Source organism: Bradyrhizobium sp. BEA-2-5 (assembly GCF_032918025.1).
Taxonomy (GTDB): Bacteria; Pseudomonadota; Alphaproteobacteria; order Rhizobiales; family Xanthobacteraceae; genus Bradyrhizobium; species Bradyrhizobium pachyrhizi.
The window spans coordinates 7,579,506-7,598,199 of the sequence record NZ_CP136629.1; the positions used below are offsets into that span (position 1 = coordinate 7,579,506).

The following is an 18,694-nucleotide window of genomic DNA, read 5'->3' on the forward strand; positions in this document are numbered from 1 at the left end:
ATCGCCCGCTCGCGCCGGAACTCCCTAGATCCGCTTCAGATCCTCGGCCAGCATCGTCGCAGCGTGGCGCGCAAGCGCCTGGGTCGGAGCGTTGGTATTGCCGCTGGTGATATTCGGCATGATCGAGGCATCGATCACCCGGAGACTATCGACCCCGCGGACCCTGAGCCTTGCGTCGACAACCGCTCGTCCATCCTGACCCATCCGGCACGTTCCGACCGGGTGCCACATCGTCGTCACGACACGCTTCACCCATTCGCCGATCTCCTCGTCCGACTGGATATGCGGACCGGGTTCCATCTCTTCCTCGATCACCGACGCCAACGACTCCTGGGCCATAACCTCGCGGATCGCGCGCACGGATTCCACCGCGGCCCTTAAGTCTTCCTCCTCGCCGACGAAGTTCGGATTGATCAGGGGCATCGACGTCGGGTCGCTATCGGCCAGCCGTACCCAGCCGCGGCTCTTGGGCTGAAGCACCACGAGTTCGAAGGTGATGCCCGAGCGGTCGCCCGTCGGGCCGAGCTGCTCGTTCAAGATGATAGGAGCGTGATAGCATTGGATCGTGGGTTCGGCGGCGAAGTCCGACGGATTCCAGTGTGTAACCGTCTCGATGCCGTTGCCGGATGCCGGGCCATCCTTGGTGACGAGATAACGCAGACCCGCCTTAACAGTGCCGAGTCCATGCGCGGCCGCCTGATAGCCGAGATCACCCTTCACATAGGCACGGACGGGTACCATCGGGTGGTCGTGGAGATTTTCGCCTACATCCGGAGAATCAACGATCGCCGCAATGCCGTGCTGGCGCAACTGATCCGCTGGCCCGATGCCCGAATGCATGAGGATCTTCGGGCTATGAACGGCGCCCGCTGACAGGACGACCTCGCCGGCCATGATCCTCTCGAGACTGTTGTCCTTCAGTTCGACGCCCACAGCTCGCTTGTTTTCGATAAGAATCCGAACGACGGTCTTCCCGGTGAGAAGAGTGACGCGGCCCGAGGCGAGGTGCGGACGCAGATAAGCGTCGACCGCGCTGCACCGGCGCTGATTTCCGACCGTCGACTGCACCGGCGAGACGCCGATCTGGCTCTCGCCGTTATAGTCGGGATTATAAGGAATCCCATATTCCTGGAAGGCCTTTAGGCAATATTGGTTCAGCTCGTTGATGCCCTTGGGCAGCTGGACCGCAAGACCACCGTTGATGCCGTGATATTCGTCGTGGAAGGTGTCGTTGCGTTCCTGCGCCATGAAGACGGGGAGCAGGTCTTCATACGACCATTTGCCGGTGTCGCCGACCGCATCCTGCCATGCGGCGAAGTCGCGTATCTGACCACGCACGTAGCACATCGCGTTGATCGAGGAGCCGCCGCCGAGCACCTTGCCTGAGCGATATGCTCGCTTGATGCCGTGCTGGGGAACGGTCTCGTATTTCCAGACATGCCGGTCGTGGACCAGTATATTGGCGAAGCCGGCGGGAATGTGGATGAACGGATCGCGATCCATGTCGCCCGCTTCGATCAGCGCGATCGACACATCGGTGTGTTCGGCGAGATAACTCGCAACGACGCAGCCGGCCGCGCCCGCGCCAACAATGACAATGTCGTAACTCTCCCGGGACATCAGCTCTTTCTCTTTCGCACCATTCTCATCGTTCAATCAACGCCCTAACCGGCGCCTTGCTATCGCGGCGCCTGATCCAGAGACTGATTGGACCTTGCTCTTGGAGAGTGAGCTTGCAACGCCGGCGAGGGAAATCACCTCTCGCCATAGAGTCGATAGACGATCGTTATTGTCGCTCGCCGCCCCGGACGATGCCGTAGCGAGGAACGCCACCAGCCGCATCGCACCGCGAAACCGAGCTTTCGTTCTCTTCAATTGCCTGGCACGAGATGGCGATCAGCGAACCTCCACGCGCCTCGATAGGCCGAGCACCGTCGCCGCCAACCCGCTGTGCGCCCGCGCAATCCCAAATCCGTCGCGACCGCGAGCGACCTGTCCGAACGTAAGACGACACCGTTCATTTGTAAGCCGACAAGAACGAGAAGCTCTCGACGATGGACTTGGGGACGATGGACTTGGGACCGAAGCGCCGCCATTGAACTGGCGGTCGATGCGCCACTGCTTCATGCGAAGCGCATTTTTTGGCGTCTTCTGAAGTAGCCGCAGTGGACGCATCCGCTCTTCGGATGCTGGAATCATTCAACGATTTTCACGCCGTGCGAACGACGACCGACCAGTCGCGAAGGCGAACGAACTTGACGAAAGCGTCCAGCGCCGGCGAGTACCGGCGCCCCTGGACAGCCAGTAGCCGCACCTCCCGCGAAAACGCGGAATGGTCTTGAGCGTCGGAAGGTGCGGCATGTGCTCGGGCGCGAGTATCACGCCGAAGCCAGCCGCGGCCATGTGCTGCAAGTGCAAGTCGTGGCCGCTGCAGTGGCCGAGGTGGAGCGGATCCTCGGAGAAATACGACCGCTGGAGCTTCGGGGTGATGTCGCATCCGGCCCGTTCCAGCAAGACGGTCTCACGGAGGTCGTCGATGCCGATCGAGGGGCGATTTGCGAGCTTGTGTGTCGGCGCGAGAAGCGCGACGTAGCGCTCCTCGAACAGCAACCAGTCGTCGATGCGGGCGGGCACGTCCTGGACGTCCCCGACCATTGCGGCGTTGATCTCGCCCTCAAGCAAGAGGTCGACGAGCTTCTTCGCCGCTCCCTCGCGCAACTCGACGTGAAGTCCAGGGACAAACTTTGCGATCTCCGCAATCGGATCGAGGACGAGCGAGGCCGAGATGGATGGGGCGAGGCCAATCTTGAGTGGCGCGACCTCCTTGCGTTGGAACTCCTGGGCCCGGCGACGCACCGCCTCTGCCGAAACCAGCGTACGCTCCAGCATCGGAAGCACTTCCTTTCCAAGATCGGTGAGCTGCGTCAGCCTGCGCTCGCGGTAGATCAACTGGCCACCGAGTTCCTGCTCAAGCTTCTGTACCCCCTTGGTCAGGGCGGGCTGCGTGACATTGCACTGCTCGGCCGCGCGGGTGAAGTTGAGGGTGGATGCAACGGCGAGCAAATAACGAATCTGATGAAGTTCCATTGCTGATCTCCGTCGAGATTCTTGTTGGCGCAGTTTGATGGCTTGGAGCGCTGCGGTCGATTGCGCGAGGGTACAGCGACGTTCGCTTGTCGCTACCTGGGCTAAGCGTTCGCTTAGAAGTGAGGACGTATACCTCGCGCTCCGAATCCGTTAGCCGGAAGGGCCCCGAGGAAAGAGAGCCAGCGGCGCAGAGAAGTGCGGTAGATTGAGTTTTGCGATTAGATCGCACCTTCGCACGAAACGATTGAGGACATGCCTTTCTGCTCAGACATTCCACGGTTACTGTAGCCGTATATTGAGGCGGTCCGCCATTCGGCTAAGTTCGGGAAGCGAACTTGCCTTCATCTTCCGCATCAGATTCACGCGATGCACCTTCACCGTGGATTCGGTGATGCCTATATCGTTGGCAACCTGTTTGTTTAGGCGACCGGCCACGACACCAAGCATGACTTCACGCTCGCGGGAGCTGAGCGTGTCGAAACGCGCCTTGAGCGCAGCCAAGGCGCTATCACTCTCGCGGCGGGCACGATCCCGAGCGAGGCCGGCCTCGATGGCGTCGAGCAGATCCTGATCACGGAATGGCTTTGTAAGGAACTCTATCGCGCCGCCCTTCATCGCTTGCACGGTCATCGGCACGTCGGCGTGGGCTGTGATGAAGATGATCGGCACTTGCCGGTTTGCGCCGACAAGGTCGCGCTGAAGCTCAAGACCGCTTCTCCCAGGCATTCTCACATCGAGCACCAGGCATGTAGGACCGCACGGCTGATCGGCCTCTAGAAAATCGGAAACAGACGAGAATTGTCGGGCAGGTAAGCCGACTGTACGCAACAGACGCACGACCGAGTCGCGAAACTCCGGATCGTCATCGATAACCAAGACACTGGGATTTGTCTCGCCCATTCTCGGTGTCCTGCGTTGGGAAAGCACATCTTCCCTATTTCCGGCGTCATTCTACGCCGAATCTGTCGAGGTGAACAATATCTGTTGCCTAAGCGGATAGCCGAAGACCTAAGCCATCGCTTAGGAACGTCGACATTGCGCTATTGGGGAATGTCCACGACACTAAGTCGCATGCCGCGCGAGGTGTTGCCCCGCCGGTCGGCGGAGGCCGTTGGAACCCGCGATGTCGAACCCTACATTGATATCTATCGTTGACGACGATCAGCCCCATCGTGAGTCAATGCGAAAAGTCATAATGTTGCTGGGCTACACTGTCGAAGCGTTTCCGTCAGCGGCCGATTTCTTGGCATCGCGTGCCTTGCCTGAAACCGCCTGCTTGGTCACCGACGTTAACATGCCCGGGATGACCGGAATTGAATTGCACCGGCATTTGGTCGATACAGGGTACGTGATCCCGACGATCCTCGTTACCGCCTACCCCGATGAAGTCGTCAGGGATCAAGCTCTAAAGGACGGGGTTGTTTGCTACCTCAGCAAGCCAGTGGACGACGACTATCTCGAACGATGCCTGCGTTCGGCTCTGCAGCCGGGTACGCCGACTGGAGACAATTCATGAGCCGTTGTCCGCTGGCAGGTTAAACTGAAATGCGGCGCCGCGAGGCTCGTTCGCTTCCGCCCACAGCTTGCCCCCATGGGCTTCGATGATGGAGCGACATATCGACAGCCCCATCCCCGTTCCGCCGGACTTCGTGGTGTAGAAGGCGTCGAAGACTCGATCGAGATGCTCCGTATTAATGCCCGGTCCCGAATCGCGTACCGCTACGAGGACGCCCGTCTGATCCTCCTCGGCCCTGATCAACAGTTCTCTCGGCCCCTTCTCAACCGAGCCCATTGCTTCAGCCGCGTTCAGAATCAAGTTCAGCATGACCTGTTGCAATTGAACGCAATCCCCCATAACCGGAAGCAGTCCATCTGCAAGCCGAGTTTGGACCGAAACGCCATTCCTGCGGATCACGCTTTGCGCCAGTAAAACTACTTCGTTGATAGCCGAATTGAGATCAAAGCGCTCTTTTCGCAGAGGCGCTTTCTTGATATGAGCGCGCATTCGTCCGACGATATCCTTTGCTCGGTCCGTGTCCCTGACGACGCAAGCGAGCGCTTCCTTGGTCTCATCCAGATTTGGCGGGTTCATTTCCAAAAAGCGCATCCCTGCACGGGCATTGTTACGAGCGGTCGCGATCGGATGCAGAATTTCGTGAGACAGCGAGGCGGCCAATTCTCCCATCATGTTCACTCGGTTCATATGGGTGAAATCCAACTCGAGCTGGCGCAGCTTTTCATGTTCATCCTGTGCCCGCCTTCGTTCCGTCACGTCGACGGTTGTGGTGATGACCTCAGCCAGCGTGTCCTTGGGGGAGAACACATGATAGCTAGTTCCTTCAACCCATTTGATTGCTCCATCAGGTAGCAAGAGTCTGAACTCGGCCATGAAATCTCTTTTCTGGTGCACGGCCTCCTGAATCGCTCCCCATACTCTGTCGCGGTCCTCTGGATGAATGCGTTCCCACATACTTTGTCGAGTTGGAAGGCCCTGGAGCGGATCAAATCCCCAGATCCTGTAACTCTCGTCCGACCAATAGAGGTAACGCATCGTCCTCGCGTTATAGATCCAGTTGCCAGTGCGGCTGAGTCTCTGCGCTTGGCTAAGCGCTTCCTCGACGCGCTTGCGCTCGGTCAGATCGAGCACGAACGCAAGGCTCTGGTCACCTCCTTCCTTGAACAGCGCGGCGCCAATAAGCACAGGCACGCGGCTGCCGTCTTTCCGAAAATATTCTTGCTCGAAGGGCTGAACTTTCCCGGTTGAGTTCAGTTCTGCCTGAGTCAGCATGTCGCGCTCGCGCCATTCCGGCGGGGACAGCTCGGGCCAGCGCACGCGCCCCGAAACCAAGTCCTCGCGGTCATATCCCAGGATGCGTAGAAGCGCGTCATTGGCTTCAAGAATTCGACCTTCGCGGTCGACAATGAGGATCCCGATGATATTGGCGTCGACCAAACGCCGAATCTTCCCTTCCCGATCCGCGAGGTCGTCATAAAGTCGCGAATTCTCGAGCGAGATTGCGGCCTGCGACGCAAGGACATTCAACACTGTGACGCGGTCAGGAGTGAAAACGTGGGTCGCCAAGTTGTTTTCTAGGTAGAGTACCCCGGCCAGTTTGCCTTGTTTGAGCAAGGGCAGGCAGAGAATTGAATGGGCGCGATGCTTATGGATGTACTCATCGGCGGAAAACGGGTTCGTGGCAGCGGCATCGTGGATAAGAACGCTCTCTTTCGTCCGGATCACGTAGTGTAGAATGGACTCCGGTAGATCTGCGGCAGTTACACCTGCCTGCCGCTGACCGACGGTCACCGTATTATTGCTCGTCGTGACTTCCGCCTCAATCCGGTATCCGTCACCTACCGCAAGGATCAACAGACCTCGCCCGGCGCCCGCGTACTCAATTGCCGTGCGCATCAGCGTGTCGATCAGTTTTTCTAGAACGATCTCGCCCGACACGGCTTGCGAGATTTTGATAACAGTAGCCAGATCCAGTTGTTCGAGGGATGAGCCAATCGTGCTTGTGGAGCCGGCAACCGGCTTTTCCTCCCTGAGATGCGGATACAACCCGTCGAGTTGGCGTACCTTGCCGTCGGCTCCCCAACGGACGTACGCGTACCGCGCGTCCCGCAGATACGCATGCGCGATCTTCTCGAACCCACGCGCGGCATAAAAGCGTGCAGCGACTTCGTTGGCGAGCGCCTCGTTGTGGACCAAGCCGTACTTGTGCGCCGAGTGGATAGCGTGCTCATAAAGATGCTCGGCATCGAGCGCGCGGCCTTCGATCCGGGCGATCTCCGCAGCGACGAGCGCGACGCGGTTCTCGAAGTTGGCCGGACAAGCCGTCGCCCAGACCTCGAGCTGTCGGTGGTGCGCAGCCAGTGCTCTGACGTGTTCCTGCTGTTGGCCGGCTGCCGCAGAGTCGCAGGACGCTGCCCTGGAGAGCGCACTGTAGAAGTGATATTCCGCGCACTCAAAAAAAGACGCCGATGTCGGCTGCAGCTGCTGCGCCATCAATGAGGCTTCGAGGGCATCCGCATAGTCGCCGGCAAAGAAGCGCCCCTGCAACTTGCGGACCCAATACCAACCCTCGGCGAGCGCCAGATCCGGGTTCCTGCAGAAACGAGACTCCAGTAGGAGTTCGTCAAACTGCCCATCGTCAAAGGAACCGAAAATCGGCGTCAAGCCGCGGAGCGTCCGAATCAGCCCAAGCTGGCCGGCGATGGAGTCAATCGCAAAACCGAACCGCATGTTCCGCGCGAACGCGAGACCATGCTCGACCTCGACTTGCACGCTATCGAGTGGATTCCCCGCTGCTAGAAGATACGTGTTCAAGTGGGTGTAATAGTACGCCGCAAAAGTGAGGTCACCGATCTGGTTTGCCGCCTCAAACGCACGCCGCAGCAGATCACGACCTTCCCGGACATGTCTCGTCCAGGGTGTGACTAGACTTCCAAAGTTCAGATAGATCCTGGCCTGGAAGCGCTTTAGCCCGCGCTGTTCGACCAGTTCATAGCCGAGACGGCAGAATAAAAGTCCCGCCTGGTAGTCGCCGAATTTCGGTCCAGCAAGCCTGCCAAGTACCGCATAGGCGTAGCATGAGCCGTCACAATTGCCACCCTCCAGGCTGAGATTGACTGCTCGACAGATGACCAGGGATGCTAGGTTTGCATCCGTATGCCAGGCTGGCGGCCCGAGCTTCGTCAGGACGTCGAGCGTCGCGAGCGATTCGGCATTGCTCATCAAAGGCAGATCAATGAGGCTTTCTATCGTGCGGGAGCCGAGTTGGGACCAGATCCGCTCATACTCGCGCCGAGCCTCGTCTTCCGTCGGGTGCGGCGACCAGTCAATGGCGAGTTGCCGGAGATAGTCAAGACCGACTGGGATCGCGCGGCTGGCCTGATCCAGGGTCAAGTAAAGATCGACCTGCAGGCACGCGACGCGGGCTCGTTCGATCGTCGTTGCGGCACGGGCCGACAGCAGTGCCAGGCGCTGCTCGGCTTCAGCCAGTGCACCAGTGAGGAACTCACATTCGGCCCGGTGCAGCTCCAGCTCAAAGATCAGGTCATGCTGGCGCTCCCAAGAGTCCGCTGGCAGCAGTGCCCCGCCGGAGAGCAGATAGTTCAGCGCCGAGGCATACGCCGTCGAGGTCTTGGCACGTCTACCTGCAATCAAATTCAACTGTGCGACCCGCTCAAGCTCCTCAATTGACGTGATGAGATGCGAGCCGCGGTTGAGCTGATTGACGACTTCGAAGATCGCCTCTTCCAGCTTATCTGGAGAGGTCTGCGCTGCGAGCAGCATCCCTATTCGGAGATGAGCTTCGGCACGCGATTCCTCTGGGATCAAGGAGTAGGCGGCTTCTTGGACATGGTCGTGGAGAAACTTGTAGGAATCCTCCGAACGAAAGATCAGCCCTGCTCGGACCGCTTCCCAAAGCTGACCATGCATCTTCTCCTCGGAATCCTGGTAAACGATCCGCAACATGGTGAACCCTGGGACGCTGCCCAGGCAAGCGAGCTTCTGCAATGCGTTCCGCGTTTCGGCGGACAGGCGGTTCAGCTTCCCCACCATAAGATCCACCACATTGTCGGTGTAGCCTTTGGCGTGAATGCGATTCAGGTCCCAGCACCATCGCGCTTCGCCATAATCGAAAGTGAGCAATGCTTCGTCGGCGAGCGCAGAAATGAACTGAATAGCGAAAAGCGGATTGCCGGTTGTCTTCTCGTGGATCAGCCGCGCCAGCGGCGCGATTCTCTCTGGTTCGCTGTGGACAGAATCCGCGATTAGTTGTCCCAACTCTTCACAGGTCAGGGGTGCCAATACGATGTCTTGCAATATCGCTCCAGCCAGGCGCATCGCTTCGAGCTTGCGCATCAGCGGATGGATGGGATTAACTTCGTTGTCGCGGTAAGCGCCAATCAACAACAGGTTCTGCACATCGGGCCGGGTCAACAGATCCTCGAGCAAATCGAGCGTTGCTACATCGAGCCATTGGAGATCGTCGAGAAACAGGGCGAGCGGATGTTCCGGCCGCGCGAATACGCTGATAAATCGCCGGAACACCAGCTGAAAACGGCCCTGCGCATCCTGTGGCGGCAGCTCGGGGACCGGTGGTTGTTCGCCGATGATGTGCTTCAATTCCGGGACGAGATCAACAATGAGCCGACCATTCGGTTCAAGCGCCTCGAGCAGGTCCTCTCGCCATTGCCGCAGCTCCGCTTCGGTCTTGCTCAAAAGCGGGCGGATCAGGCTCTGAAAGGCCTGGGCAAGCGTGGCGTACGGGATGTCGCGCTTGTACTGGTCAAACTTGCCCGATGCAAAAAGACCGCGGGGCGGAACAAGTGGCTTATGAAGCTCGTTGACGACCGCGGACTTGCCAATGCCGGCGTATCCGGAAACCAACACCAACTCCGGCCTTCCGCCAGCGACGATACGGTCGAACGAGGCAAGCAGTGTATCGATCTCGGCTGTCCTACCATACAATTTCTCGGGGATCAGCAGCCGGTCCGGAGTGTCGTGTTCCCCTGGCGGGAAATCGTCGATATCGCCTTGGGTTTCCCATTCAGCAAGGCAACGCCGTAGATCGCTCTCGGCGCCTGCAGCCGTCTGGTAACGCTCTTCGGCAGTCTTGGCGAGCAGCTTCATAATGATCGCGGAGACAGAGCCTGGGAGGTTTTTTAACCGCTCGCTGGGCGGCACCGGCTTTCTTGCAATATGGCAGTGCACCCATTCCATCGGTTCGACCGCCGTGAAGGGCAGAACGCCCGTGAGCATCTGGTACAGCGTGACGCCGAGGGCGTAGAGATCGCTGCGCGCGTCGACCGAGCGGTTCATCCGCCCGGTTTGCTCGGGTGCCATGTAGGCAAGCGTACCGGCGATAGTCTCGGGCGGCTCGGGCGCCTGCCGCTCGCGGGACAGGCGCGATGCAATGCCAAACCCGGTGAGCCGCACGTGTCCGTCCACGCAGTCCACCACAATATTAGCCGGCTTGATGTCTTTGTGGATCAATCCGCGCTGATGAAGCTTGCCCAGAGCCCAGGTAACAGCGATAGCCAGGCGCAGGAAGCGTCCTACCTCCATTGGCTCACCAAGCAAACGGTCGAGCGGCTCGCCGCCCAGGTCATCAAGCACTAGCACGGTCCGACCGGCGTCGCGCATGAGGGCCAGCGGCCGAGCCGCCCATGCCCCGTCGAGCTCATCTTTCAGCTCGTATTCGTGAGTGAGGCGATCGAGTCTTGACCGAGACGGGTGGTCGGCGGCAGGGGCAACAAGCAGCACGGCAAGCCGGTTGCCATTGTCGTCCAGTCGCCAACCACGGCTGAACACGCGCTCGCCGTCCTCCCACAACACCTCAGAACTACCGTCCGGGTAGGCGACGTTCAGCGACTGCTGCATCATCTGTCAGACTCCGGCGTCTGGCATCGGCCTGAAGTCGGCTGATCAAGCTCTTCGTCGGCCATGCGCGCGGCCATTCCCCCAGCCTCGGGAAAAACTACTCCACCGGCCGAAAAATTCCACTCATCCCTTGGGCTGGCCGGCTGCAGCGGACGCGGAACCTGCTTCTCAGCAGCAATTTGCAGCGATTTGCCAGGCTTTGCTCGCTAAAGGCGGCAAAACGCGGGTCAACAAGCGCATGCCCGCTGATCCCAAGGGACTCGGGGGGCACAGCAACCTGGAAGGAAAGTTGGATGACGGACAAAGCTTCATCAAGTTCGCTACTTCCTCGCCCTGGCGTCGACACTCAACTTCACCCGTGCAACCGAGCAGTACCGCCCTGACCAGGGGGTGCAGAAACTGAGAGCCGCGCGGCCGGTTGATCCACCGCGAACGTCGGGCTAATGCAGCTCACAGACCTTGGGTCAGCGTGACGGAGATAGTGCTCCGGCCTCATGGCGGATTGCCATCACTGCATCTCACCGCGCCGCAGCCGCGATCATCTGAATCGGTTTGCCCTCGTTCTTGCCTTCCGCGAGGTTGCGCACCACCACGTAGAAGATCGGCGTGAAGATCAGGCCGAACAGCGTGACGCCGAGCATGCCGAAGAACACGGCAACGCCGACCGCCTGGCGCATTTCCGAACCCGAACCGGTCGACACCACCAGCGGCAGCACCCCGAGGATGAACGCAAAAGACGTCATCAGGATCGGCCGCAGCCGCAACCGACAGGCCTCGATCACAGCCTCCAGCCGCGGCCTGCCCTCGATCTCGATGTCGCGCGCGAACTCGACGATCAGGATCGCATTCTTAGCCGCCAGCCCCACCAGCACCACGAAACCGATCTGGGTTAGGATGTTGACATCCTGCCCCATGATCCGCACACCGATGGTGGCGGCCAACAGACACATCGGCACGATCAGGATCACCGCGAACGGCAGGGTCCAGCTGCCATATTGCGCCGCCAGCACCAGATAGACGAACAGCACGCAGATCGGGAACACGTAGAGGCCGGCATTGCCACCCGTCACCTGCTGATAAGACAGATCGGTCCATTCCAAGGAAAAGCCGCTCGGCAACGTTTCGTCGGCTAGTTGTTTGATGGCATTGAGCGCCGTCGTCGAGCTAACGCCGGCTGCCGGCTCACCTTGCACCTCGGACGCCGAGTATAGATTGTAGCGTGCGACACGATCAGGCCCCGAGACGTCCTTGAAATCCACGACGCTGCCGAGCATCACCATGTCGCCGGCCGCGTTGCGGGTACGCAGCCGCGCGAGATCGGAAGTCTCCTTGCGGAACGGGAGATCGGCCTGCGCAGTGACGTGGTAGGTGCGGCCGAACAGGTTGAAGTCGTTGACATAGGTCGAGCCGAAATAGGTCTGGATCGTGTCGGTAATGCTGGCAATGGGGACGCCGAGCTTCTGCGCCTTGATATGATCGATATCGACGAACATCTGCGGCGTGTTCGCCGTGAACGGCGAGAAAACAGAGGTCAGATCTGGCGACTTCCGCGCGGCGGCGACGAGCTCGTTGGTCGCGGCCGCGAGCAATTCGGGACCGCGCCCTTGTCGATCTTGGATGCGGATAGCAAAGCCGCCGCCGGTGCCGATGCCGGGCACGGCCGGCGGCGGAATGACGATGATGAAGGCGCCCTGGATCGCTAACAGCCGTTTGCGCAGCTCGGCCGTGATGGCATTCGTCGTCAGCCCCCTCTTCTGCCGTGCTTCCGGCTCGTCGAACACCGGGAATAACGCCGCGGCGTTGCCGGCCTGCGTGCGGGTCGCGCCGGAAAAGCCGCTGAACGCTCCGACACGGACGATACCCGGCGTATCCAGCGCAACCCGCTCGATCTCGCGCACCACCGCAGCGGTTCGCGCGAGCGACGCGGCGCCCGGCAACTGCACCGAGATTATGAGGTAACCGCGATCCTGCGCCGGGATGAAGCCCTGCGAGGTGGTCGCGAGCAGCCAGCCGGCGCTGCCGATCAATGCGACATAGAGCAATAGCATTGGCGTCGAATGCCAGATTACGAAGGATGCCGCAGCCGCATAGCCATCCGACAACCAGTCGAACACACGGTTGAAGACACCAGTGAAAGCTGACCAGCCGCGCGCGACTACGTTCCAACGCGCTGGCGACCGCTTCTCCTCATGCGGGACCAGGATCTGCGAGGCCAGCGCGGGCGACAGCGTCAGCGAGCAGAAGCAGGAGATCGCGGTCGCGACTGCAATGGTGACAGCGAACTGCTGGAAGAACTGTCCGGAGATGCCCCCGAGGAAAGCGGTGGGCACGAACACCGCGCAGAGTACCAGCGCGATCGAGACCAGCGCGCCGCCAACCTCCTCCATGGTCTTGAGCGCCGCCTCGCGCCGGCTCATGCCGTGCTGGAGATGTCGCTCGACGTTCTCGACCACCACGATGGCGTCGTCGACCACGATGCCGACCGCGAGCACCAGCCCGAACAAGGTCAGATTGTTGATGGAGAATCCGAGCGCCGCCATCACCGCGAATGTGCCGACCAGCGAGACCGGGATCGCAATGATCGGGATGATCGCAGGCCGCCAGCCCTGCAGGAACACCAACACCACGATGACGACGAGCGCCATTGCCTCATAGACCGTCTTGATCAGCTCGTGGACCGACTGGGCGATGAATTCGGTGGGGTTGTAACCGATATTGTAATCGAGCCCCTTCGGAAAACTTTCCTTCAGCTCCGCCATGGTTGTGGAGATCGCCTTCGCTGTGGCGAGCGCATTCGATCCAGGCCGTTGCGTCACCACCATTGCAACGGCCGACTTGCGCAATATGCGGCTGCTGGTGGCGTAGGACAGCGCACCGAGTTCGACGCGGGCGACGTCGCGCAGACGTACGGTACGGCCGTCGGAACCGGCTTTCACCACAATGTCCTCGAACTGCCTGGTCCTTGAGGCGTCCGGTGAAGGTGAGGTTCGGCTGAAAGGCGCGATCCGCGATCGGCGGCTCGGCAATCTGGCCGCCCGCGATCTGCACGTTCTGGGCGCGGATCGCCGCCAGCACCTCGGCCGAGGTCAGGCCGAGATTGGCGATCCGGTCGGGATCGAGCCACAGCCGCATCGAATAGTCGCGCGCGCCGAACATCTGAATGTCACCGACGCCGTCGAGCCGCAGCAGCTGGTCGCGCACCTGCAGCAGCGTGTAGTTGGAGATGTAGAGCTGGTCGAAACTCTCGTCGGGCGACAGCACGAAGACGGCCATCAATATATCGGGCGAATTCTTGCGCGTGACGACGCCGTTGCGTTGCACCTCCTCTGGCAGCCGCGGTTGCGCGATCGCGACGCGGTTCTGCACCAGCACCTGGGCCTTGTCGAGATCGGTGCCGAGCTTGAAGGTGACGGTGATGGTGAGCTGGCCGTTCGAGGTCGCCTGGCTGTAGAGGTACAGCATGTCCTCGACGCCGTTGATCTCCTGCTCGATTGGAGCTGCAACGGTGTCGGACACGGTCTGCGCCGAGGCGCCCGGATATTGTGTGGTCACCGTGACGGTCGGCGGCACCGCCTGCGGATATTCCGACACAGGGAGGGTCTGGTAGGCGATCGTGCCGACGATCACAAGCACGATCGACAGCACCATCGCCAAGATGGGCTGGTTGATGGAAAGCTTTCCGAGATTCATGGCTTGGCACCCGCCGCCGGCTTGTCGCCGGCCAGCGCCTTGTCTGCCGGAACTGCCGGCGCTTTGCCCGCTGCGGGAGCTTGCGCCATTTTCGGTGCCACCTTGGCGCCGACGCGGGCACGCTGCAGCCCGTCGACGATGACGTGATCCTCCGGCTTGAGGCCCTCGCGAATCACACGCAGCCCTTCATCGAGCGGCCCGAGTACGACCGGCCTTGCCTCGACCGTGTTGCCTGCCCTGACCACGAACACGATCTTGCGCGACTGGTCGGTGGCGATCGCGGCGTCCGGGATCAGCAGCGCCTCATAGGGCGAGGAGCCGATGATGCGGACGCGGCCGAACTGCCCGGGCAGGATCGACAGATCCTTGTTCGGGACGATCGCGCGGCTTCGCAGCGTAGCGGTCGAGATGTCCAGTCGATTGTCGAGGAAGTCCATCTTCCCCTCATGCGAGGGCTTTGTCTCGCCGGTCAGCGTCACCTGCACCGGGTTTGACGTATCGCGCGAGCTCGGCCGCTTGCCTTCGAACCACAGCTTGCTGTTACGCTGATAGGTCGCCTCGTCCACGTCGAAATAGATGTAGATCGGATCGAGCGTCACGATGGAGGTCAGCAATGTCGAGGTGCCGGTGTCGCTGCCCTGCACGAGATTGCCGGGGCTGACGAGATGGCGGCTGACGCGGCCGGTGAGCGGCGCCAGTACATGCGTGAATTCGACGTTGAGCTGCGCGGCCTTCAGCGTACCCTCAGCTTGCGTTTCGGCGGCATGAGCCGCCTGCAAGGCCTGACGGCGCTGATCGACGACTTGTTCAGAAACAGCACTGGTCTGAACCAGAGTCAACCCACGCTCGAGTTCGCGCTTGGCAAGCTCCGCCTTGGCGCGCGCATCTGCAAGCTGCCCCTCCGCCTGCAGCGCCACCGCATCGAACGGTCGCGGGTCAACAGTGTAAAGCAGATCGCCTGCATGGACGATCGCACCATCCTTGAACTCGACGCTGTTGATAAAGCCGCCGACGCGAGCGCGGACCTGAACCTCCTCGATCGCCTCGAAGCGGCCGGTGAACTCATCCCAGTCGGTGACCGTTCGTTTTACCGGTTGCTCGACTGTCACCGACGGTGGCGGTGGCGCCTGCGATTGCGCGTTCACGTCGCAGCCAGCGAGCGCGAGCGCGAACAGCAGACCGATCGGCGCGCCGCCGCATCGAAGACGACGGTACGAACTGCGCGCCGGAGCCGGATGGTCCGCTGCCGCTAAAGTCTCGCCGGATTGCAGTGTCAGCGTGCCCATGGCGCGACGATTTCGATTACATCGTTGCTTTGCATATCGACCCACTGCCTCAATCTTCCCATGGTGTTCCGCGTGCCGATAGCGAAACCGCAAGTTTCGGCTCGACCATGCTTTGGAGAGTGACCTTGCAACCTCTGCGACGGAAATCACCTCTCGCCATGGAGTCGATAAACGGTCGTTATTGCCGCTCGCCGGGTGGCGTGAGGCCGGAGCGAGGAATGCCAAAAGCCGCATGACACTCGAAGCCGGCGTTTCCATCCTGCAGAGGCAATCAATGCCGGAGCGGCTTGGTGCAGCGAGATTCGAGCTCGTACATGGCGCGCGAGAACGGCAAAAAGCGCGCGCGGGGTCCTGTGCGTCATTTTTGACCCACGTGAATGTTTTGCACACTGCGCGGCGTCACCGTTGGGCCGCGCGCTGCCAAATTGATTGACGCTCAGACAGGGCCGTCATACTCGCCACGCGCCGGATAGTCCTTCGCGACGGCGAAGTCGATCGCCTGAAGCAATTCCGAGAACAGCGGACGTGCGAACGGCATTGTTTGAACCGCGCCGTAGTATAAAGTACCGTCCGGTCGGACGAGGAATACACCCGGCTCCGAAAAATGTGGCGGCTCTTCGATGTTAATCGATGAATGTCCACGCGACGACGAAATATAGAGCCCCCATTCGCGAGCAACCGCGAGCGGTAGCGAATACCCGAATCGCAAGTTGGAACCGACCTTGGTTGCCATTGCCTGAGCACGCTCGCGAACGTCAGAGCTGATCGCGATAACCTTTGTACCGCGGCGCTCATATTCAGGAATCAACGCTTCCAGGTCGCGCAGATACTTGAGGCAGACGGGGCAATGGAGCCCGCGATAAAAGGATATCAATGTAAATTGCTTCGGCGCGGCGACCATTGCCGCAAGATCAAAGTCGCCATGAGCAAGTGTGGGCACGCGCAATTCGGGAACCGGTCGACGGGGCAGCAGCATTCTCTTCTCCGCGGTTATCGCCTAGGCACATCAGAAATTCCAGCACCAGGTGGATGACACGCAGCATGCGCATACCGGTCGTCGATTTCGACCTCGGTTTACACCCGGTCACGACGCCCGACGTATGCAAGCGTCCACGCCCATCCGCTCCGAAGCCGAGCACCTTCCGAGCGAGACTACGTCGGTGACTTTATTATTGGGAAATGCCAGACCGTTATGATTTCTATTCCCGCGCGTTGTCCCTCCGACTGAAGCTTCGGCTTGATAGAAGTCGATGCATGGTCCGTGAGCGGAAAGACCATCAAACTCGGCGCGCGTGTCACGGATTTTCCGGCCACCGAGCTTCGACATGGACTTTTTAGAGCATTCCTGGCGGTTATGGACATGATAGCTTTACCTGAATGGTCGCCCGATTTACTTGCTGAACGCACTAGCCGGAGCGGACGCAGCGCTGGGATCTCGCACGAACTCTAAGGTTCGTTCGGCGCTGCTGACGTGCACACTCGTTGAAGCCGGGGGATCAGTCATTCGAACGATCGGGACCTCATCATGACCAATATCCGCGAAGTTGTCGTCGCAAGCGATCCCACCAATGGCGCGCTGGTTGGCCATGTCGGCGAATCTCGGTTTCCTGTCGGCGGCCCAGATGACGTCGGCCACATTTCTTCTGGACCCAATCCTTACGACCTTCTCAGCGCGTCTCTTGCCGCATGCACCGCTATGAGCGTTCGTTTTCAGGCTCGGCGCCACAAACTACCGCTGGAGAGGGTGGAGGTGGGCGTCAGTTTCCATCACGGTGCCCAGGGCGAAAGAGATTCGTTCGTGCGCACCCTCATGCTGGAAGGAGAACTCGACGCGCAGCACCGCGCATTCTTGCTGGAAGCCGCAAACCTCTGTCCCGTAGGCCAAATTCTCGGCATTGGAGCGGATATCAGCACGCGCTTGGACGCTGCTATTTCCGGGCGCAACGCAAGCACTCAGGCCAGGTATGAGGATGATCTGGCTGAACTCCAGATCCCGTATGTCGATCCGGATTGAGCGTCTCTCGTGCCGTCGATCACTGCACCGGGCGTCGTAGCCTATCATACCCGCAGCGTCTCCGGTTCGGCGAACCCGCCACGCCTCATGGGGCATTCGCTCCGCGGCTCAGCGCAGTCGCTTTGATCTTTCGGGCCGGTGGCATCGATTCCATAGCCACAGGTCATTGGACCATCGATTCTCACGATCGTAGCCTTGCTCGTCTGCAAAGACACTTGAAAGATGACGACACACCGTAGACAGGGAGCTGGATGATGAAGGCAATCGTCGTAACGGACCAGGCTGCGGGAACGGCCGGGATGAAGCTGGTGGAGCGGCCAGAGCCGCAGGCAGCGATTAACGACGTCGTCGTTCAAATTCATGCGTCGGGATTCGTCCCTACCGAGTTGACATGGCCCTCGACATGGACCGACCGCCTCGAGCATGACCGAACACCATCGATTCCCGGACATGAGCTGGCCGGAGTGATCACCGCGCTCGGCTATGGCACAACGGGGCTCTCAGTGGGACAGCGAGTGTTCGGCCTTGCCGACTGGCATCGCGACGGCACCCTGGCGGAGTTTGTAGCAATGGAGGCGCGCAACCTCGCGCCGCTCCCGGGCGACGTCGACTTCACGGTGGGCGCGAGTTTGCCAATCTCGGGCCTCACCGCGTGGCAGGGGCTGTTCCAGCACGGCCGCCTTCAGACAGGGCAGAGCATCCTCGTGCATGGCGCGGCCGGCGCAGTCGGGTCGATGGTGACACAACTCGCACGATTGGGCGGCGCCTACGTCATCGGCACCGGACGCGCCGCCGACCGTCAGACGGCGCTCGACTTTGGCGCGAACGAGTTCGTCGACCTCAGCAACGACGCGCTTGAAGACGTCGGCGGAGTTGATCTGGTTTTCGATGTATTCGGCGGCGACATCGGGAAGCGGTCCGCGCGCCTCGTTCGAGCCGGAGGAATGCTGGTGTCTGTCGTCGGGCCGTCCGAGGCGCGGCCCGCCGATGGCCCGGCGGTCGACTTCGTTGTCGAGTCCGATCGCGCCCAACTGGGTGAGATCGTTCAGCGGGTGCGGGACGGACGACTGCGGACGAACATCGGCAAGATCGCGACCCTCGACGATGCTGTCGCCGCTTTCAATCCGACCAAGCGGATCAGCGGGAAGACAATCATCCGCGTTCGTCCGTGAACGACACGCATTCGATGCTCGCAGCCCGCTGCGTCCTTTTAGCCGCGCCGGG

The 18,694-nt window shown here is 60.6% G+C and carries 9 protein-coding genes and 1 pseudogene; 3 read left to right on the forward strand and 7 right to left on the reverse strand.

From position 1 onward, the window contains the following. Window positions 1–24 precede the first annotated feature (24 nt). The 3 genes from RX327_RS35320 to RX327_RS35330 all read right to left on the reverse strand — a co-directional run bounded on the left by RX327_RS35320 (window position 25) and on the right by RX327_RS35330 (window position 3,987). Window positions 25–1,620: a GMC family oxidoreductase gene (locus RX327_RS35320; RefSeq protein ID WP_317248635.1), complete on the reverse strand. Its 1,596-nt coding sequence runs from the start codon at window positions 1,618–1,620 to the stop codon at window positions 25–27. Between the two features lie 579 nt (window positions 1,621–2,199). Further along, window positions 2,200–3,087, reverse strand: a complete 888-nt coding sequence (locus RX327_RS35325) for a LysR family transcriptional regulator (RefSeq protein ID WP_317248636.1) — start codon at window positions 3,085–3,087, stop codon at window positions 2,200–2,202. A 279-nt stretch (window positions 3,088–3,366) separates the two neighbouring features. After that, on the reverse strand, window positions 3,367–3,987 hold the full coding sequence (locus RX327_RS35330) for a response regulator transcription factor (RefSeq protein ID WP_317248637.1): 621 nt from the start codon (window positions 3,985–3,987) through the stop codon (window positions 3,367–3,369). A gap of 223 nt (window positions 3,988–4,210) precedes the next feature. On the opposite strand from RX327_RS35330, the gene RX327_RS35335 reads away from it, so the two are divergent. After that, window positions 4,211–4,603, forward strand: a complete 393-nt coding sequence (locus RX327_RS35335) for a response regulator transcription factor (RefSeq protein WP_317248638.1) — start codon at window positions 4,211–4,213, stop codon at window positions 4,601–4,603. Here the strand turns inward: RX327_RS35335 and RX327_RS35340 are convergent. The 4 genes and pseudogenes from RX327_RS35340 to RX327_RS35355 all read right to left on the reverse strand — a co-directional run bounded on the left by RX327_RS35340 (window position 4,598) and on the right by RX327_RS35355 (window position 16,432). Continuing rightward, window positions 4,598–10,483, reverse strand: a complete 5,886-nt coding sequence (locus tag RX327_RS35340; RefSeq protein WP_317248639.1) for an AAA family ATPase — start codon at window positions 10,481–10,483, stop codon at window positions 4,598–4,600. The genes RX327_RS35335 and RX327_RS35340 overlap by 6 nt on opposite strands. 515 nt (window positions 10,484–10,998) lie before the next feature. Beyond that, window positions 10,999–14,170, reverse strand: a pseudogene (locus RX327_RS35345) (efflux RND transporter permease subunit). Continuing rightward, window positions 14,167–15,690 (reverse strand): efflux RND transporter periplasmic adaptor subunit, encoded by a 1,524-nt coding sequence (locus RX327_RS35350; RefSeq protein ID WP_410712117.1) that lies wholly within the window; start codon window positions 15,688–15,690, stop codon window positions 14,167–14,169. Before RX327_RS35350 ends, RX327_RS35345 begins: the two are co-directional and overlap by 4 nt. 202 nt (window positions 15,691–15,892) lie before the next feature. Then, a complete protein-coding gene (locus RX327_RS35355) occupies window positions 15,893–16,432 on the reverse strand; it encodes a peroxiredoxin-like family protein (RefSeq protein WP_050385584.1) in 540 nt (179 codons plus the stop codon). 549 nt (window positions 16,433–16,981) lie between these two features. Between RX327_RS35355 and RX327_RS35360 the strand changes: the two genes are divergently transcribed. Then, on the forward strand, window positions 16,982–17,470 hold the full coding sequence (locus RX327_RS35360) for an OsmC family protein (RefSeq protein WP_317248640.1): 489 nt from the start codon (window positions 16,982–16,984) through the stop codon (window positions 17,468–17,470). Window positions 17,471–17,724: 254 nt separating this feature from the next. Then, a complete protein-coding gene (locus tag RX327_RS35365; protein ID WP_317248641.1) occupies window positions 17,725–18,642 on the forward strand; it encodes an NADP-dependent oxidoreductase in 918 nt (305 codons plus the stop codon). Window positions 18,643–18,694 lie beyond the last annotated feature (52 nt).